Genomic DNA, 13,764 nt, shown 5'->3' on the forward strand with positions numbered 1-13,764 from the left:
ATCGTGACACGGCGTCTGACCTGCGGTCAAGCGGCGCTGCGTGTGCGGCGTTCGACTTGGAGCGCCGTGACGTCGGGGACGGCGTACCAGGCCTGTCGCGGGGTGCCGCCAGAGCGGGTGAGCTTGCCGCGCTGGACGAGCTTGCGGACGCCTTCGAGGGTGATGCCGAGCTGCTGCGCGGTCTGGTGTGCTGTGAGGTGGCCGGGCCGGATCATCTGCGACTCCATGACCCCATGATGCGGCAGTGAGTGAGGCTGTGGTGGACGCGCAAGAGCCCGTATCCGGGGGCTCTTGGGCGTCCCTGGATACGGGCTCACTGAGTCACTAGATCGCCGTTTCCCCTGATCAACGCCAGTGGGGTGATCCAGTGACCCCGTTAGTGGAAAGTCACTGCCCACTGGCGGGTCACTGAGCCTCTGCGATCTCTTCCGCGCGCCGGGCGAGGGCCCGTTCGACGCTCTCCAGCCTCACGACCGGATAGCCGTCATAGGTGCCCGGCTCCTCCCCGTACTCGGCCAGGAGCGCCTTCAGACGGCCGCCGGTCCACTGCTCGTAGAGCGCGTGGTTGCGGGCCTTGAGGCGGTGCAGAACCTCGGTGGTTCGTACCCGCTTCTCGGAGCCGACGACGGCGGCGAGGTCGATGAGGTGGTCGAAGTCGGGGACGACTTCGAGCTGGAGGACGGTAGCGACGTCCTCGCGGAGGGCCTTGGCCCGGTCGGTGAGCGCTATGGCGTCCTCGCCGGAGATGAAGTGCGTCCGCACGGTCACGGAGACTTCGCCGGGCTCCATCTTCACTCCGCCCGCGACGACGAGCGTGCCGCGGTCGATGTCGCGGCGCAGCTTGTGCGGGGCGGCGCCGGCCTCGACCGGGGCCTCGCCGAGCGCCATCTTGGCCTGCGACTCGGTGCCCAGGACCAGGCTGCCGCGGATGTGGTTGCCCTCACGGGACCGCTTGGGCAGGTTCTCGTCGGTGGGGTCCTGGGTGCCTTCCCAGATGGTGACGTTCACGGCGCGGCCCTGGTCGTGAATCTTCTTCACGGCCTGGAAGTAGCGGGACGTGGCCTTGCTGCCGCCGTAGGGGCGTCCGTCGAGACTCTTGGCGCCGCATCCGTAGGCGACCTGGGCCTCGTCGACGATGAGGACGATGGGCCGGAACCGGGGGTCGGTGCGGGCCATTTCCCTGGTCACCCCGTCGGTCGCGCCGGACTCTTCGAGCAGGGCGATACGGCGCTGCATCTCGTCGACGCCCCACTCGACCATGTCGGTGGCCAGGGCGACGTGCTCGTCCGTGGGGCCCTGGATAAGGACTTGGGCCAGGCCGAGGAAGCCGCGCCAGTCGCCCACACCCTTGAGGTCGGCGATGTAGAAGTCGACGGTGATGTCGAACATCAGCCACAGGGCCAGGGCGCGCAGGGACGCCGTCTTGCCCTGGTTGGACAGGCCGGTGAGCAGGATGTGCCGCTGGAAGACGCTGACGCCGACGGCGTCGCCGCGCAGGTTCTGCCCCCACGGTGCGGAGCCGGTGTAGTAGTCGGCGGTGATGTCCTCGTCGAGCATGAGCGGCGAGGGGCCGATGGGCTCGTCGAGGGCGCCGGAGTCGGCGATCCACAGGCGGACGGTGCGCGGCTGCGGCGGGATGGTGATGAACACTTCGTGTTCGTGCCGGTTGAGGTTCTCGGCGAGCTTGCGCCGCTTGTTCTGGATCTCCTCGGTGGAGACGCCGGAGGGCAGGTGTACGTCGACCTGGACGCCGCACCCGGCGATTTTGATGGGGGACAGCATGGCGGCGCCGACGTCGCCCATGCCCTCGATGGCCTTGCGCAGCGGCGAGATGCCCAGGTCGCGGAAGGCTACGACGACGATGTGCGGGGTGATGGCGTCGCCGAAGGTGCGGGCACTGGCGGGCAGCGCCCACTGGGGGGCGGTGTGCTGCTGCTGGCCGACGGCCCACACGGCGAAGAGGCCGATCCAGGGGGCGGCGAACAGGAACGGGTCCCAGATGACACTGCCGAGGAAGGCGAGCAGCTGCACCAGGTCGATGACGGTCTCGATGGGCGTGAGGACGTCCCGGACGTCACCGCTGCCCCACGCGAGCAGGATCCCCAGCATGAGGAGAGTGCCGGCCGCGCCGGTGGTGGCGAAGGCGATGGCCTTGGGCGCCTGGATCATCAGCTGCAGCATGTCGAGGCGGCGGCGGTGGCGGGCGGCCCGGTACGCCTGCGCGCGGGCCTCCCACTCCTTGACTTCCTCCAGGAGGCCGGCGGCTTCGGCGGCGCGGATCATGCGCTCGTAGCGGGAGCTGCTGCGGCTGTCCCAGACGCGGCGTCCGATGACCTTGGTGCCGCCTGCGATGTAGGACGCGTGGCGGACGGCGATGCGTCCTGTGGTGCGGACGCGTTCGTCGTCGAGGGCGGCTTTGGCGATGCGCCTGTACCGTGCGCGGCGCCGTTCGGGACGGGTCGAGGACGCCCCGGCTACGGGGGCGTCCTGGGCGTCCGGGGGCGCGTCCGCTGGCGCCTTAATGAGGGTGACGGTCATGCTGGGGCTTCCTGCCTCTTGCTGGGGTCGGGAGGCCCCGGGGGCGGCGACTTGCTTGGAGGTGGGACGCCGTCCCCGGGGCGTTGCTACTTGCCGTTCTTGCGGCGGAGCGCGTCCTGCTCGATTCGTTCGACCTTGCGGCGCAGGGCGGTGAGGTTGGCGCGGGGCGTGGCCATGCGGGCGGTGAGGGCGGCGATGCGCACCTTTTCAGCGCGGGTGAAGTCGCCGAACTTGATGTCGTCAGCCATCGGTGGGCTCCGTCTCGGGCAGGACGGCGGCGATGGCGGCGTGGGCCCGGGCCAGGTCAGCCCACAGTGCGCCGGCGGCGGCGAGCGGCGCGGCATGGTGCCGGGAGTTGAGGCTGCGGGCGGCGTCCTCCGCTTCGCGGGCGAGGCCTGCGGCCCTGGTCGTGGCGATGTCGGCCATGGTCAGTCGCTGTTCGCGGGTCATTGGATTCCTCCTGAGTGGCGGTCAGCGCTCGTTGTCGTCGGTGACGGTCACGACGGTGATGTGAGGGGCCGTGAAGGGGAGGTCCTCGTAGTGGCGGGCGGTGTCGTCGTCGGTGACCGTGATCTCGGTGGTCGTGCCGTTGTTGTCGATGACGGTGATCTTCTTGGCCATGGACGGACCTCTCTCGGTAGGCGTTGGAACGCTGAGTGGTTCCCCGTCCGCCAGGCGCATGGTCCTGGCGGACAGGCAGCCGGTCAGCGGCCCTTGCGCTGCATGTCGCGCCACATGTCCCGCAGGACGAGGACGACGATCGCGGCGACGCCGCCGAGGATGGCCAGCGCGAGCGACGCGAAGGCCACACCGACGCCGCCGACGCACACCGCGCATGCGATGCCGATCCACTCGCCCGCGCTGCGACGCGGCTTGTGCTGGTGCTCGCAGTGGTGCGGCTGCCGGGTGGGCTGGGCCTGGGCCGCCTTGGCCAGCTCGACGGCGGCAAGCGCGATCTGTACGGCCGCCGAGTTCACCGCGGCCTCTCTCGCGGCAGCCTCCGCCTTGTCGAGCGGGGTGAGGTCGTCGTTCATCGCGACCATCCCCTCGACCGGGCACGGAGACCAGCGACCAGGCCGAGAGCGAACGCCACGGCCAGGGGCTCGGACACGACCGCGACAGCCACACCGAGGACGGCGGCACCGAGCGACGGGAAGAGCAGCATCAGGGCGAGCAGGGCGCCGAGGATGAGCAGCTTCATGACGGCACCCCCACGTAGAAGTTGGGCAGTTGCTCGGGGTGGAACAGGTTGCGTCCCGAGACGTCCTTGGAGTGGACGGGGATGCGTCCTGCGGCCACCCAGTTGCGGACGGTGGACGGGGTGATGCCGTAGTGCCGGGCTACGTCGGCGGACGTCATCAGGGGCGGCTCGGGCGGCGGTCCGTCATCGCCGTCCTCGGCGTCCTGTGCTGTCCCGGGCTCCAACTCCAGCGTCCTGTCGGCGTCCCGGGGTTCCTCGCGTTCGAGGGTCACGGTGGGCGTCGGCCGGGCCGCCATCGGCAGCAGCCGGACACCCGACGGGACGACCTCAGGGGCGGGCGGGACGCTCAGGACGGTGGGAGCCTCCGGGGCGTCCTGGTGTGCGTCCGGCGGGGTTGCCGCGAGGTGCAGCAGGTGTCCGACGACGGCGGGCGGTACCAGGGAGGTGACGGCGATCAGGGCGGGCTGGTCGGCCACCAGGTGCCCGGTGTCGATCAGGTGGCTGACGACCTGGGCGGCCATGGCGAGGCCGAGGGCCAGGCAGGCGCCGATGATGGCGGACCAGCGGCCCCGGTCGCCGGTGCGGCGGGTGGAGGCGACGGCGGCCGCGATGCCCGCGTAGGCGGACAGGACGACCGGCATGCCGTAGGTGAACGGGTCGCGCCATCCGGCGTTGGCCGCGAGGTGGTACTCGCCGGGCGCGCACATCAGCAGGGCGACGCTGAGGACGACGGGGCGGCCACCGGCGGTGAGGCCACGGACCCACAGCGGGGCGGCCGGACGGCGACCGGACACCGGTGCGGGGCGGCGGAACCAGCGGGCAAGGACACTGCGGACGCGGATCACTGGCCACCCCCGTCGAGGATCGTGGCCAGTTGGTCAGCGAGCTCGCGGAGCCGGTCGGCATGCGCCTCGAACGTGGCGGCGAGGTCGTACAGGCTGGCCGCGTCGTTGAGGGTGCGCGCGTAGCTGCCCTGCTCGACGTACAGGCCGATAGTCCGGTGCTCGGGGCGGCTGGCGAAAGGGGCCTGGCCGAGGAACGCACGCAAGAGCGGCTCGCCGAGGTGGCTGAGCGTGTGCTCGACGCCCTTGTGGTCGAGGTCGACGCGGTAGGTGTCGGGCCGGTGGTCGTCGTGGCCTCGGCACCAGGACGGCTCGGGCATTGTCACGTCGCCGTGGTCGAGCGTGGGCAGAGTGACGGTGCGGGGCTCGGTGCTCACTGGCCACCTCGCTCGTCGGCGAGGAACGCGGCGATGGTGGGGAACTGGGCGTCGACGGAGCGGCGGACGGCCTCGTCCGCGGTGAGCGGCTCGGCGCCGAGCGCGCGGAGCAGGATGCGCAGGGACTCGCGCAGGATGACGGCGTCGCTGCTGTCGAGCAGCTGCTGGGCGACGCGGATGGCGACATCGAGGTCGGTGGGCTCGGGCGCCAACCCGAGGCCGGCCATGCTGTGGGCCGCGTAAGAGGGGGCGAGGTGCGGGGTAGCGCGCTCCTGCTGGCCCTTGGCGTAGTCGGCGTCGGCCAGCCTGTGCAGCTCAGCGACGCGTTCGGAACTTGCGGCCCGCAGAGGGCGCGCGAAATGATCGGTCATGCCGACTCCTGGTGTAGTCAGGACGTTCGGTAGAGGGTCGGGTGGCGCGCGCGCCGGGGGCTGCAACCCCCGAGCTGCTGCCCGGCCCTCGCTGTCTATTCGGTTGTTGTGCTGCCGTCGCTGGCGACTTTCCTGCGCTCGTACCTCTTGATCGCCTTGTCGACGGCGTTCCAGCTGAGGCCGATGTCACGGGCGACGTCGGCGACGGTGCCGAGGTCGGCCACTCCTTCGAGTAGCGCCTCGGCGCGGCGGTCGGCGGCTTCGGTGACGAGGCCGGTGAGCTGCTGCAACAGCGCGTCCTCGTCTTGGATCCGGTCCCGCCAGGGCTTCGGTTCCATCGCAACCACACTAATCCAACCCGGGGTTGGATTCAAGGTCTTCACGCTACCTCGCCAGCCAGATGGCCAGCCGCCAGGGAGAGCCATGTCGACTGCGGGTAGAAGTGACCGCACCACCGGCACACGACCTCCGCCGTGCCGTGCGGAACGCGCAGGACGGCACCACACACCTCGCCGTCCACGAAGACGGCTGGGCAGTTGCCCAGCCGCAACGACGGCGAGGGTGGGTTCACGATCGACGCGACGTCACGTTCGAGGCCACGCATCTCCTCGGCGAACGCGCCGGCCATCGGCCAGCTGGACGCGATCCAGTCCAGGTTCATGGACAGGGCGCGCGCGGCGACGGTGATGCGTCGCTCGGTGTCCCCGGTGAGGGCGGGCTGCCCCCACTCGCGGTCGGCCTGCATAGCGCTGCGCCAGTCCTCCAGGACGCCGACCATCCCGCCGGGCCCGCGCAGGTTGAACGCGGGCTCGGCGATCGGCAGCGGCGCCTCGACGGGCTGGGTACGGCCCAGCTCGGGTCGGCGGCCGCCGGGGTGGAGGAACGCGGCGAGGGCTTCGTACATCGCGGGCATGCGGTCGAGGCGCTGGGCGGTGCCGAGCGTGCACCCGGGGCACAGGTAGCCGAGCTCCAGGGCGCGGTCGCACAGGCCGCAGGAGGCGCTCATGCCCGGCTCCGCTGCTGGAGCTGGTACAGGCGGAGGCTGTTCAGGTAGCGGTCGCCCGCCGAACGTCGGCGGACGGCGCGGGCTCGCTGGCGGTCGCGGCGGGCGTCGCGCCACGTCCAGTAGATGTCGGCGATCAGCATCGTGTAGACGCCGATGAGGACGCCGCACACGAGCATCTGGAGCTCGTTCGGGGTCATGTCGATCTCCTAGAAGGGGGGTTCGTCGGAGTAGCCGCCGGCCTGCGCGGCGGGCTGCTGCTGGCCGCCCCACCCGCCGCCCTGCTGCTGGCCGTTGGCCGGGCTGCCGGTGGACCAGGGGTCATCCGCGGGGCCCTGTCCGGCGGGCGCGCGGCCGCCGCCGTTCGGCCGGTTCTTCTCGACCTTGGCCGTGGCGCGGGAGAGAGCCGCGCCGACCTCGTCGACGTCGAGCTCGTACACCGTGCGCTTCACCTGCTCCTTGTCCTCATAAGAGCGCTGCTTGAGGCGGCCCTGCACGATGACGCGCATGCCGCGCTGCAGGGACTCGGCGACGTTCTCAGCGGCCTGCCGCCACACCGAGCAGGTCAGGAACAGGGCGTCGCCGTCCTTCCACTCGTTCGCCTCCCGGTTGAAGACGCGCGGCGTGGAGGCGATACGGAACTTGGCGACGGCGGCGCCGGCCGGTGTGAAGCGCAGCTCGGGGTCGTCGACCAGGTTGCCGACGAGGGTGATCACGGTCTCGCCTGCCATGGCGAACTCCTTCTGTGGTGTGCTGGGTGGGAGGCCGGGCCTGATACGGACAGGCCCGGCCGTCAGGCTGCGAACTGGGCCGTCTGCCGGTCGATCCGGCCCGACGCCCGATGCGACGCCTGAAGGTCTGAGACGTCCCCGGCCGTGCTGCCGCGCGGGACGACGATCCGGTTGAACCGGCAGTACGCCAGCTGCTTCTGCGACGGCGCCGCCGCGCGCCACCGTGAATCCCGGGACACGAACTGCCGCGGGGCGATCCGGCGGGCGTGGACCTCGGTCCACTGCATGGCGTCCGCCAGCGGGTACGCCATGTCCCGGGCCGGGGTCACGATCTCGCCGTCCTGCCACATCCTCAGCCGGTAGCCGCGCTCCGCCAGGTCGGGCAGCAGAAAGAGCAGCTTGTCGTCCCCGGCCGGGATGAACCACGTGCCGTTGTAGGTGCGCAGCCACCGGACGGGGGAGTCGGCGAACAGGTTGATGTCCTCGACCTCCAGCACGCCCGGGGCGGTGGGGACGTACTGCGGTTCCTCGGCGGCCTCCCGGAGCGACTGGCCTTCCTTCGGCTCGGCGGGGAGCCGGTCGGACATGTCGACGAGGGAGGCGAGCTTGTGGCGGGTGGAGGCGCCCATCACGTCGAGGATCAGGGCGTCCTTCTTGCCGTCCGCCAGGCGCAGGGCGCGGCCGGCCATCTGCACGTACAGGCCGGGGGACTTGGTGGGGCGGGCGATGACCGCGCATGAGGTGTGCGGGGCGTCGAATCCCTCGGTGAGGACCATGCAGTTGGCGAGGGCCTGGAAGTCGCCAGCCTGGTAGCGCTTCAGCGTGGCGGTGCGGTCCTCCTTGGGCATGTCGCCCCACACGACGCCCGTGGGGACCCCGGCGGCGGTCATGGCCTGCGCGACGACCTTGGCGGAGTTGACGGTGGGCGTAAAGACGACGCCGGGCCGGTCGGCGGCGTGCTCGCGGTAGGCCTGGGCGATCGTGGCGGCGGCGCTGGACTCCTCCAGGGCGCGGCCGAGCTGCCCCTCCTGGAGGTCGCCGCCGCGGGTCTTGACCTTGTCGAGGTCGAGGTCGCCGACGATGACGCGCTTGCCGCGGACGTCGACCAGGTGGCCGGCGGTGATGAGGTCGAGGATGTCGAGTTGGTAGACGACGTCCTGCCAGACGTCGGAGAGGCCACCGTCGGCGCGGGTGAGGGTGGCGGTGAACCCCGCGGTGGGGACGCCGCGCCAGGCGCCAAAGTGCTGGAGGACGGTCATGTAGCTGGGGGCGGCCGCGTGGTGGCACTCGTCGACGATGACCACCCCAATGTCGCGGATGGCGGTGCGGCGCTTCTCGACGGCCAGGGTCTGGACGCTGGCCACGATGACGTCCACGTCGTGATGCTCGTCGCGCTCGGCCTTGACGATGCCGACCCGGAGATCCGGGCGCACCGCGCGGATCTTGGCGGCGGCCTGCTCGATGAGCTCCTCGCGGTGGGCGATGACCAGGGCGCGCTGCCCGCCGAGCTTGGCGAGCAGCTGGCTGATGAGGTTCGCGAACACGACGGTCTTGCCTGCGCCGGTCGGGAGGACGACGGCGAGGCGGTTGTTCGGGCCGGTCCAGCCGGTGATGAGGGCATGGATGGCCTCGGCCTGGTACGGGCGGGGAGTGAACGTCTCGGGCGTATCAGACATGGCGGTCACCTCGGTTCCCCGTTGCGGGGTTCTGCGGGGATGTTGCGGGGATGTCTGCGGGGATTTCCGGACCTTGGAAAATGCGCTCTGACCTGCCGCTTAGCGGGGTTTGCGGGGTTTTCCGGAATGTGTCTTGAGGCTGACGTATAGAGCCGGAGGTGATCTTTACGGGACGCATGCACATCCGTGTTGCACGTGGTGTATGTGATGCGGGTCCGTATACGGGGGGAGTGGCGCCGATTCCGGAAATCCCCGCACTCCCGCAAACGCGCAGGTCAGGGGCGGTTCCGGAATCCCGGGAAAACCCCGCACGATGCGGGGATGTCGCGATCACCGGGCGCCTCCGTACCGCTCGACGCGCCACCGGTTCTGCTTCAGGTTCCGGTCGTAGACCAGGACGACCTTGAGATCTTCGTAGTAGCGGCCCGTGCGGGCCTTGAGCCAGTGCCCCAGCTGCTTGGTGGACGGCGCGTCGCCGTTGTGGAGGCGCGGCACGTCCTCCTTGAGGCCGAGCAACTCCTTGGTGGTGACGGCGCGGTCGCCGATGACTGTGTTCCAGGCCGTGAGGAACGCGGCCCACTCCTGGGCCTCGTCGTCGAGGGTCGCCGCGGCGTTGTCCCGGTTGGCGAGCCAGCCGGGGACCTCCAGGTAGTCGAGGATCCCGGCGATGACGGACGCCCAGCGGGAGTAGTCGCCCATGCGGGTGTTCACGGTCTTGGCGCCGGCCGCGAGCCAGCCGCGCACCATCGTGACGAGTGCGGCGACGACGGTGGACGCGTTGTCGCCGAGCCACCCGCGCAGGTCGCCGACGGTGAAGTTGTCGCGCTGGTCGGGGTCGGGGCAGTCGGGGTCCAGGCGTACCCACAGCGTGCGGCGGGCGTTGTCGCCGCCGGTGCGCAGGTTGTTGCCGGTCAGGACCCAGAGCCGGTCGTTGGGGATGGTGACGCTGCTCGTGCTGCCGAGCAGCCGGTCACTCCAGTTGGCCAGAGTGACGAGCGACGAGAGGATCGGCGACTTGATGATGTGCCCGTTGGGCAGGTTGTCCATCGCGATGACGGGGTCGCCGCAGTCCCACAGCTTCGCGGTGATGGCCTTGCGGAGCTCGGCATCGTTCTCGGGCCACGGCGTCTCGGCGAGGCCGTAGACGTAGCCGAACGCGTCCTTCAGGAGCGTCTTGCCGGAGCCCTGCGACGTGCTGGTGATGACCACGATCGGGGTCGGGCCGGGAATGTAGGGCCGGATGATCGGGGACAGCAGCGCGCCGAGGTACTGGGCACGGTCGGAGTCGTCGACGAACGGGAAGTCGGCGAGCATCTGCCCGAGGACGATGTCCTTGGCCCGCTGTACGGACTCGGGGGTGACCTGCGGGGCCAGCCTGCGCAGAGGGACACGCGGGTGCAGGTACAGGCCGGTCGCCCGGTCGTATCCGGGCGCCGTGACCAGGGTGGCGTCGGGCCGGACGACAGGCGAGGTGACGATGCCTCGGAGCGGCAGCAGGGGCCAGTCCCGGCGTCCGAGGATCGTGCCGCACGTCTTCGGCATGACCAGCTCGCGGACTTCCTTGGTGCCCTCGGTGGCCGGGTCGGAGACGACGGTGTACGACAGGACGTGCTCGGCGAGGTAGGCCCGCAGGTTGTCCGTGCCGAGCTGCTTGACGAGCGGGTTGCCCTGGTCGTCCTCGTACACCCAGCAGGGGCCGGAGGACCGCTTGTACAGGCCGGGGAGCTGGTCCTTGGCCATGATGTCGAGCAGCCCGTCGATGGCGTCGGCCTCATTGGTGATGTCCAGCTCGGGCTTGGTGTGCACGACACGCAGACCCGGGCCTGCCTCGGACTCCTCCTGTACGTCCGGGGCGTGGTCGGGGTCGAGGGCCGAGGAGCCGTCGCTGAAGTGCCGACCCTGCGAGGGCACGACGTTCAGCCGCCGCCGTGGGGGTTCCGAGCCGTACCCCTGGTTACGGAGGTCGGCGGCCGCGGCCTTGAAGTCTCCGCCGTGGCGCAGGTGCGCGAAGGCGCCGAACTTGCTGTACGGCACGTCGGCCTGGAACTCGGAGCTGGTGGTGAACACCCAGAGCCGGTCGGCCTCGGGGTCCCGGCCAGTGGTCGCCTTCACGCCGCGCGCGCCGTCGGCCCACCCCCAATAGGTGGTGTGACCTCGGGTGACGAGCGGCCGGAAGATGCCGGAGAGGATCTCCGTCCAGTCGGCGCGGACGTTGTAGTCCTCGCCCGGGCGCATCCCGCCGCCGGGGAGCGGCGGGGCCGGGCGAGGCGCGGTCTTGGGCGCCTCCGGGGTCGGCATCTGGTCGACCATGCGGCAGACGTCCCGCACCGCGTCCATCGTGTCGGCGTCGAGGACGGGGATGGTGCCCGGGCCGCCCGCCACCCGGAGGTAGGGGCGACCAGTGGCGTGGACCGGACCGCCGGACGGCTCGACCAGGCCGTAACCGCCCTCACCGCGCGTCTCGATGAGGACGCGGACGACCTTGGTGTTGGGCTTCTCGGCGAGGCGCTGGCGTTCCTCGGGGGTGTACTCGTCTTCCTGCGCGGGCCGGGAGGCCAGCTTGCGGTTCGGCGGTACGGCGGCGCCGTCGAGGCGGACGCGGTAGTGCCGGCCGCCGCTGGGCGACTCGGTCACCCAGCCGTTGAGGATCGCGTCCCAGGCGTCGCCGAGGCCGGACGCCTGCATGATCTCGGTGACCTCGTCGAGCAGGCCTTCACGGATGGCGAGGCCCTCGAACTCCAGCATCTCGACGTTGCCGGAGACGGCGCCGTAGACGACGGCGATGCCGTGGGGGCGGCCCCCGCCGAACCACTGGTAGTGGTCGGCGGGGGTGCTCCGGGTGACCTTGTACGGGGTCCATGAGCGGATGTCTGGCGCCTTGCTGCCGTCCGCCTTGATGGGGAGGACGCACAGGCCAGCGTCGTGCAGCTCGCGAGCGGAAGCCCGGAGGTCGGGGGTGGGCTGTGCGTCGTTCAACGGTGCTCCCCATGGAAACGGGCCAGGTGTTCGGTCTTGATGCCGCTGATGAAGTGCCGGAGGTCGTCTCCGCGCGCGGGCTGCTCGACGGGCTGGGGGCAGCCGGGCCGGAAGCACTCGTAGCGGGCGCGGGGCTTGATGAGGTCGACGTGGAGGACGGCGGCCACGGTGGTGGTCACTGGAGGCCTCCCGAGGCGACGATCGCCGTGATGAACCGCATGGCGTCGTCCTTGTGGCTGGGGCAGATGGTGATGTGCCACTCGCGCTGGCCCGTGGTCGCGCTGTAGACGTGCAGGGCGCTCGCGGCCTCCCGGGGGCAGCCAGCGCAGAACTCGCTGTCGTGCCCCTTGGCGAGGACGTCGCAGTCGCACCAGTTGCAGGTGCCGGTGTCGGGGAGGACCACGACAGCCGGGGTTCCGCGTCCGGCCAGGTCGCGGGCGGTGGCCAGGGCCTGGTCGGACAGGAACGTGTCGAGCGGTGTGTTCACGCGGTCACCTGCCAGGTGCCCGTGCGCAGCTGCTCCTCGGTGGCCCCGGCGAGGGCCGCCAGGATCGTGTTCAGGCAGCGCTGCGGGTCGTCGGTGACCACGAGCAGGAGCACCATGTCGTCGGTGAACTTCTCGACGGCGGGCGTCGCCTGGCCGATGGCCCGCATCTGGGCGCGGAAGGCCTCCATCGTGGCGATGTGGGGCGCCGCGAGCAGCTGCTTGTCGTGGCAGGCCTTGCAGTCGGCGCAGACGCCGTACTGGATGCCGGTCTCGCCGGTGAGTACGGCGGCGGCGGGACCGCCCTCGTAGGCGCAGACGGTGAGGTCGTGGGTCGTCATGCCGCTGCCTCCTCGGTGTCCTGGCGGAGGGCGGTGAGGATCTGCTCGGCCGCGTAGTCGGCGCGAGCGCGGACCAGCTCGGCGTGCGTGCGGCGCATGGCGTCCAGGCGCCCGGCGAGCGTGTTGATGACCGTTGCCAGGGCGTCGGGGTCGAGGCCGCCGATCCAGTGCTCGTCGATGACCTCGACGACGGCGAACGGCATGCGGTGGGCGAGGGTCCCGGCGAACGGGTGGACCTCGATACGGGTGCTGAGCACGCGGAACTCTTCGGGGGTCCCGGTGTTGTCGATCGGCAGGGTGACGTCGTCGCCGCTGCCAGTCCAGCAGTAGACGTCCACCGGGTACGCGGGGGTCTCGGCGTCCCGGTCGTGGTCGATGGTGCACCCGGGCATGCAGGTGACGGTGCAGAGCTGGCCCGTCTCCTTGTTGGTGAAGGACCAGGTGCGCGGGGTGTTGGCGGATTCCGGGGTCGACGGCGCTGCTGCCGCCGTGGCACTGTTGCTCATGAGCGTGTTCCGATCTCTTGCTTCGCGGTAGGGGTGGATTGCTCGACAGAGGCGGCCGGCTGGACCCCGGCTGCCTCTTCGTTTTGTGCGGTCGGCACCCCGGACTGGACCTCCGGGACGACGCCGCTCTCCTCGGCCAGGCCGAGGAAGTTCAGGACGTCGCTGCGACGGACGCGGAGGGCGCGCGCGCCGAGCTTGATGACCTCGATGGGGAACTCGTCGTCGCGGATCAGCTGGTAGCCGAGGTCGCCGGAGATGCCGAGGGCGGCGAACGCGTCCTGCGCGGTCGGCATGGCCGGGAGTGCGATGACTTCGGCGGCGGTCAGGGCCCGGGTCTTCATGCCGCGTCCCCCTCGGCCTGGCCGTCGGCGTTGCGGTCGATGAGCTCGTCGACGCTGAGGCCGTAGGTGGCGGCAAGGGTGAGCAGCGTTGCGGCGGCGGGCTGGACGATGCCGCGGCAGACGCGCGACAGGGTCGTCTGGTTGAGGCCGGTGCGCTTGGCGATGGCGTAGTTGGTGTGGTCGCCCTTGGCGGCGGCGGCCTCCTGGAGGCGCCTGTTACTCAGGCGGTAGCTGGACATCAGGGTCTCCTTGCTTGCTGGCTTGGGAGCTATTAACTCCTGCCGTGCAAGCAAGCTACGCCTGTGATTGCAGGCGTGCAAGCAAGCATCTGTAACAGTAGCTGTTACAAAGCCACTCCTGTCCGGTTATGTGCGTGT

General features: G+C 70.7%; 22 protein-coding genes. All 22 read right to left on the reverse strand.

Translation table 11 applies throughout. The features are described 5' to 3' along the window. Positions 1-26: 26 nt before the first annotated feature. A complete protein-coding gene (locus AQJ67_RS41360) occupies positions 27-227 on the reverse strand; it encodes a hypothetical protein (RefSeq protein WP_062724799.1) in 201 nt (66 codons plus the stop codon). 178 nt (positions 228-405) lie between these two features. Next, entirely contained in the window at positions 406-2,538 is a 2,133-nt protein-coding gene (locus tag AQJ67_RS41365) for an FtsK/SpoIIIE domain-containing protein (protein ID WP_062724802.1), read from the reverse strand. A gap of 86 nt (positions 2,539-2,624) precedes the next feature. Then, a complete protein-coding gene (locus AQJ67_RS48475; protein ID WP_167366254.1) occupies positions 2,625-2,786 on the reverse strand; it encodes a DUF6257 family protein in 162 nt (53 codons plus the stop codon). After that, a complete protein-coding gene (locus tag AQJ67_RS41370; RefSeq protein ID WP_062724804.1) occupies positions 2,779-2,988 on the reverse strand; it encodes a hypothetical protein in 210 nt (69 codons plus the stop codon). Before AQJ67_RS41370 ends, AQJ67_RS48475 begins: the two co-directional genes overlap by 8 nt. Positions 2,989-3,009: 21 nt before the next feature. Beyond that, positions 3,010-3,159 carry a hypothetical protein gene (locus AQJ67_RS48040; protein WP_159058924.1) on the reverse strand — a complete coding sequence of 50 codons (150 nt, stop codon included), beginning with the start codon at positions 3,157-3,159 and terminating at the stop codon, positions 3,010-3,012. 83 nt (positions 3,160-3,242) lie between these two features. After that, the gene (locus AQJ67_RS41375; protein ID WP_062724899.1) at positions 3,243-3,572 is read right to left on the reverse strand and encodes a hypothetical protein; all 330 of its coding nucleotides are present in this window, start codon (positions 3,570-3,572) and stop codon (positions 3,243-3,245) included. After that, positions 3,569-3,739, reverse strand: coding sequence for a hypothetical protein (locus AQJ67_RS48480; RefSeq protein ID WP_167366255.1), 171 nt, complete (start codon positions 3,737-3,739; stop codon positions 3,569-3,571). The genes AQJ67_RS41375 and AQJ67_RS48480 overlap by 4 nt, the downstream gene beginning before the upstream one ends. Further along, positions 3,736-4,584 (reverse strand): helix-turn-helix domain-containing protein, encoded by an 849-nt coding sequence (locus tag AQJ67_RS41380; RefSeq protein ID WP_062724806.1) that lies wholly within the window; start codon positions 4,582-4,584, stop codon positions 3,736-3,738. The genes AQJ67_RS48480 and AQJ67_RS41380 overlap by 4 nt, the downstream gene beginning before the upstream one ends. After that, complete coding sequence (locus AQJ67_RS41385; RefSeq protein ID WP_062724808.1) at positions 4,581-4,958, reverse strand: DUF6907 domain-containing protein; 378 nt, start codon at positions 4,956-4,958, stop codon at positions 4,581-4,583. The genes AQJ67_RS41380 and AQJ67_RS41385 overlap by 4 nt, the downstream gene beginning before the upstream one ends. Next, complete coding sequence (locus tag AQJ67_RS41390) at positions 4,955-5,329, reverse strand: hypothetical protein (protein ID WP_062724810.1); 375 nt, start codon at positions 5,327-5,329, stop codon at positions 4,955-4,957. Before AQJ67_RS41390 ends, AQJ67_RS41385 begins: the two co-directional genes overlap by 4 nt. Before the next feature lie 95 nt (positions 5,330-5,424). Further along, positions 5,425-5,667, reverse strand: a complete 243-nt coding sequence (locus AQJ67_RS41395) for a hypothetical protein (RefSeq protein ID WP_062724812.1) — start codon at positions 5,665-5,667, stop codon at positions 5,425-5,427. 41 nt (positions 5,668-5,708) lie between these two features. Beyond that, positions 5,709-6,335 (reverse strand): hypothetical protein, encoded by a 627-nt coding sequence (locus tag AQJ67_RS41400; RefSeq protein WP_062724814.1) that lies wholly within the window; start codon positions 6,333-6,335, stop codon positions 5,709-5,711. Beyond that, complete coding sequence (locus AQJ67_RS41405; RefSeq protein WP_062724816.1) at positions 6,332-6,532, reverse strand: hypothetical protein; 201 nt, start codon at positions 6,530-6,532, stop codon at positions 6,332-6,334. The genes AQJ67_RS41400 and AQJ67_RS41405 overlap by 4 nt, the downstream gene beginning before the upstream one ends. A gap of 9 nt (positions 6,533-6,541) precedes the next feature. Continuing rightward, the gene (locus AQJ67_RS41410) at positions 6,542-7,063 is read right to left on the reverse strand and encodes a single-stranded DNA-binding protein (RefSeq protein WP_062724818.1); all 522 of its coding nucleotides are present in this window, start codon (positions 7,061-7,063) and stop codon (positions 6,542-6,544) included. 62 nt (positions 7,064-7,125) lie between these two features. Continuing rightward, positions 7,126-8,739 carry a DEAD/DEAH box helicase gene (locus tag AQJ67_RS41415; protein ID WP_244190778.1) on the reverse strand — a complete coding sequence of 538 codons (1,614 nt, stop codon included), beginning with the start codon at positions 8,737-8,739 and terminating at the stop codon, positions 7,126-7,128. 330 nt (positions 8,740-9,069) lie between these two features. Continuing rightward, entirely contained in the window at positions 9,070-11,715 is a 2,646-nt protein-coding gene (locus AQJ67_RS41420) for a bifunctional DNA primase/polymerase (protein WP_062724821.1), read from the reverse strand. Continuing rightward, the gene (locus tag AQJ67_RS41425; RefSeq protein WP_062724823.1) at positions 11,712-11,894 is read right to left on the reverse strand and encodes a hypothetical protein; all 183 of its coding nucleotides are present in this window, start codon (positions 11,892-11,894) and stop codon (positions 11,712-11,714) included. Before AQJ67_RS41425 ends, AQJ67_RS41420 begins: the two co-directional genes overlap by 4 nt. Continuing rightward, positions 11,891-12,202 carry a hypothetical protein gene (locus AQJ67_RS41430; protein ID WP_062724825.1) on the reverse strand — a complete coding sequence of 104 codons (312 nt, stop codon included), beginning with the start codon at positions 12,200-12,202 and terminating at the stop codon, positions 11,891-11,893. Before AQJ67_RS41430 ends, AQJ67_RS41425 begins: the two co-directional genes overlap by 4 nt. Continuing rightward, a complete protein-coding gene (locus AQJ67_RS41435) occupies positions 12,199-12,540 on the reverse strand; it encodes a hypothetical protein (protein WP_062724826.1) in 342 nt (113 codons plus the stop codon). Before AQJ67_RS41435 ends, AQJ67_RS41430 begins: the two co-directional genes overlap by 4 nt. Beyond that, on the reverse strand, positions 12,537-13,046 hold the full coding sequence (locus tag AQJ67_RS41440; protein WP_062724828.1) for a DUF6907 domain-containing protein: 510 nt from the start codon (positions 13,044-13,046) through the stop codon (positions 12,537-12,539). The genes AQJ67_RS41435 and AQJ67_RS41440 overlap by 4 nt, the downstream gene beginning before the upstream one ends. Then, positions 13,043-13,387, reverse strand: coding sequence for a helix-turn-helix transcriptional regulator (locus AQJ67_RS41445; RefSeq protein WP_062724829.1), 345 nt, complete (start codon positions 13,385-13,387; stop codon positions 13,043-13,045). The genes AQJ67_RS41440 and AQJ67_RS41445 overlap by 4 nt, the downstream gene beginning before the upstream one ends. After that, positions 13,384-13,626 carry a helix-turn-helix domain-containing protein gene (locus AQJ67_RS41450; RefSeq protein ID WP_062724831.1) on the reverse strand — a complete coding sequence of 81 codons (243 nt, stop codon included), beginning with the start codon at positions 13,624-13,626 and terminating at the stop codon, positions 13,384-13,386. The genes AQJ67_RS41445 and AQJ67_RS41450 overlap by 4 nt, the downstream gene beginning before the upstream one ends. Between the last annotated feature and the right edge of the window lie 138 nt (positions 13,627-13,764).

This window comes from Streptomyces caeruleatus (assembly GCF_001514235.1).
Classification (GTDB): domain Bacteria; phylum Actinomycetota; class Actinomycetes; order Streptomycetales; family Streptomycetaceae; genus Streptomyces; species Streptomyces caeruleatus.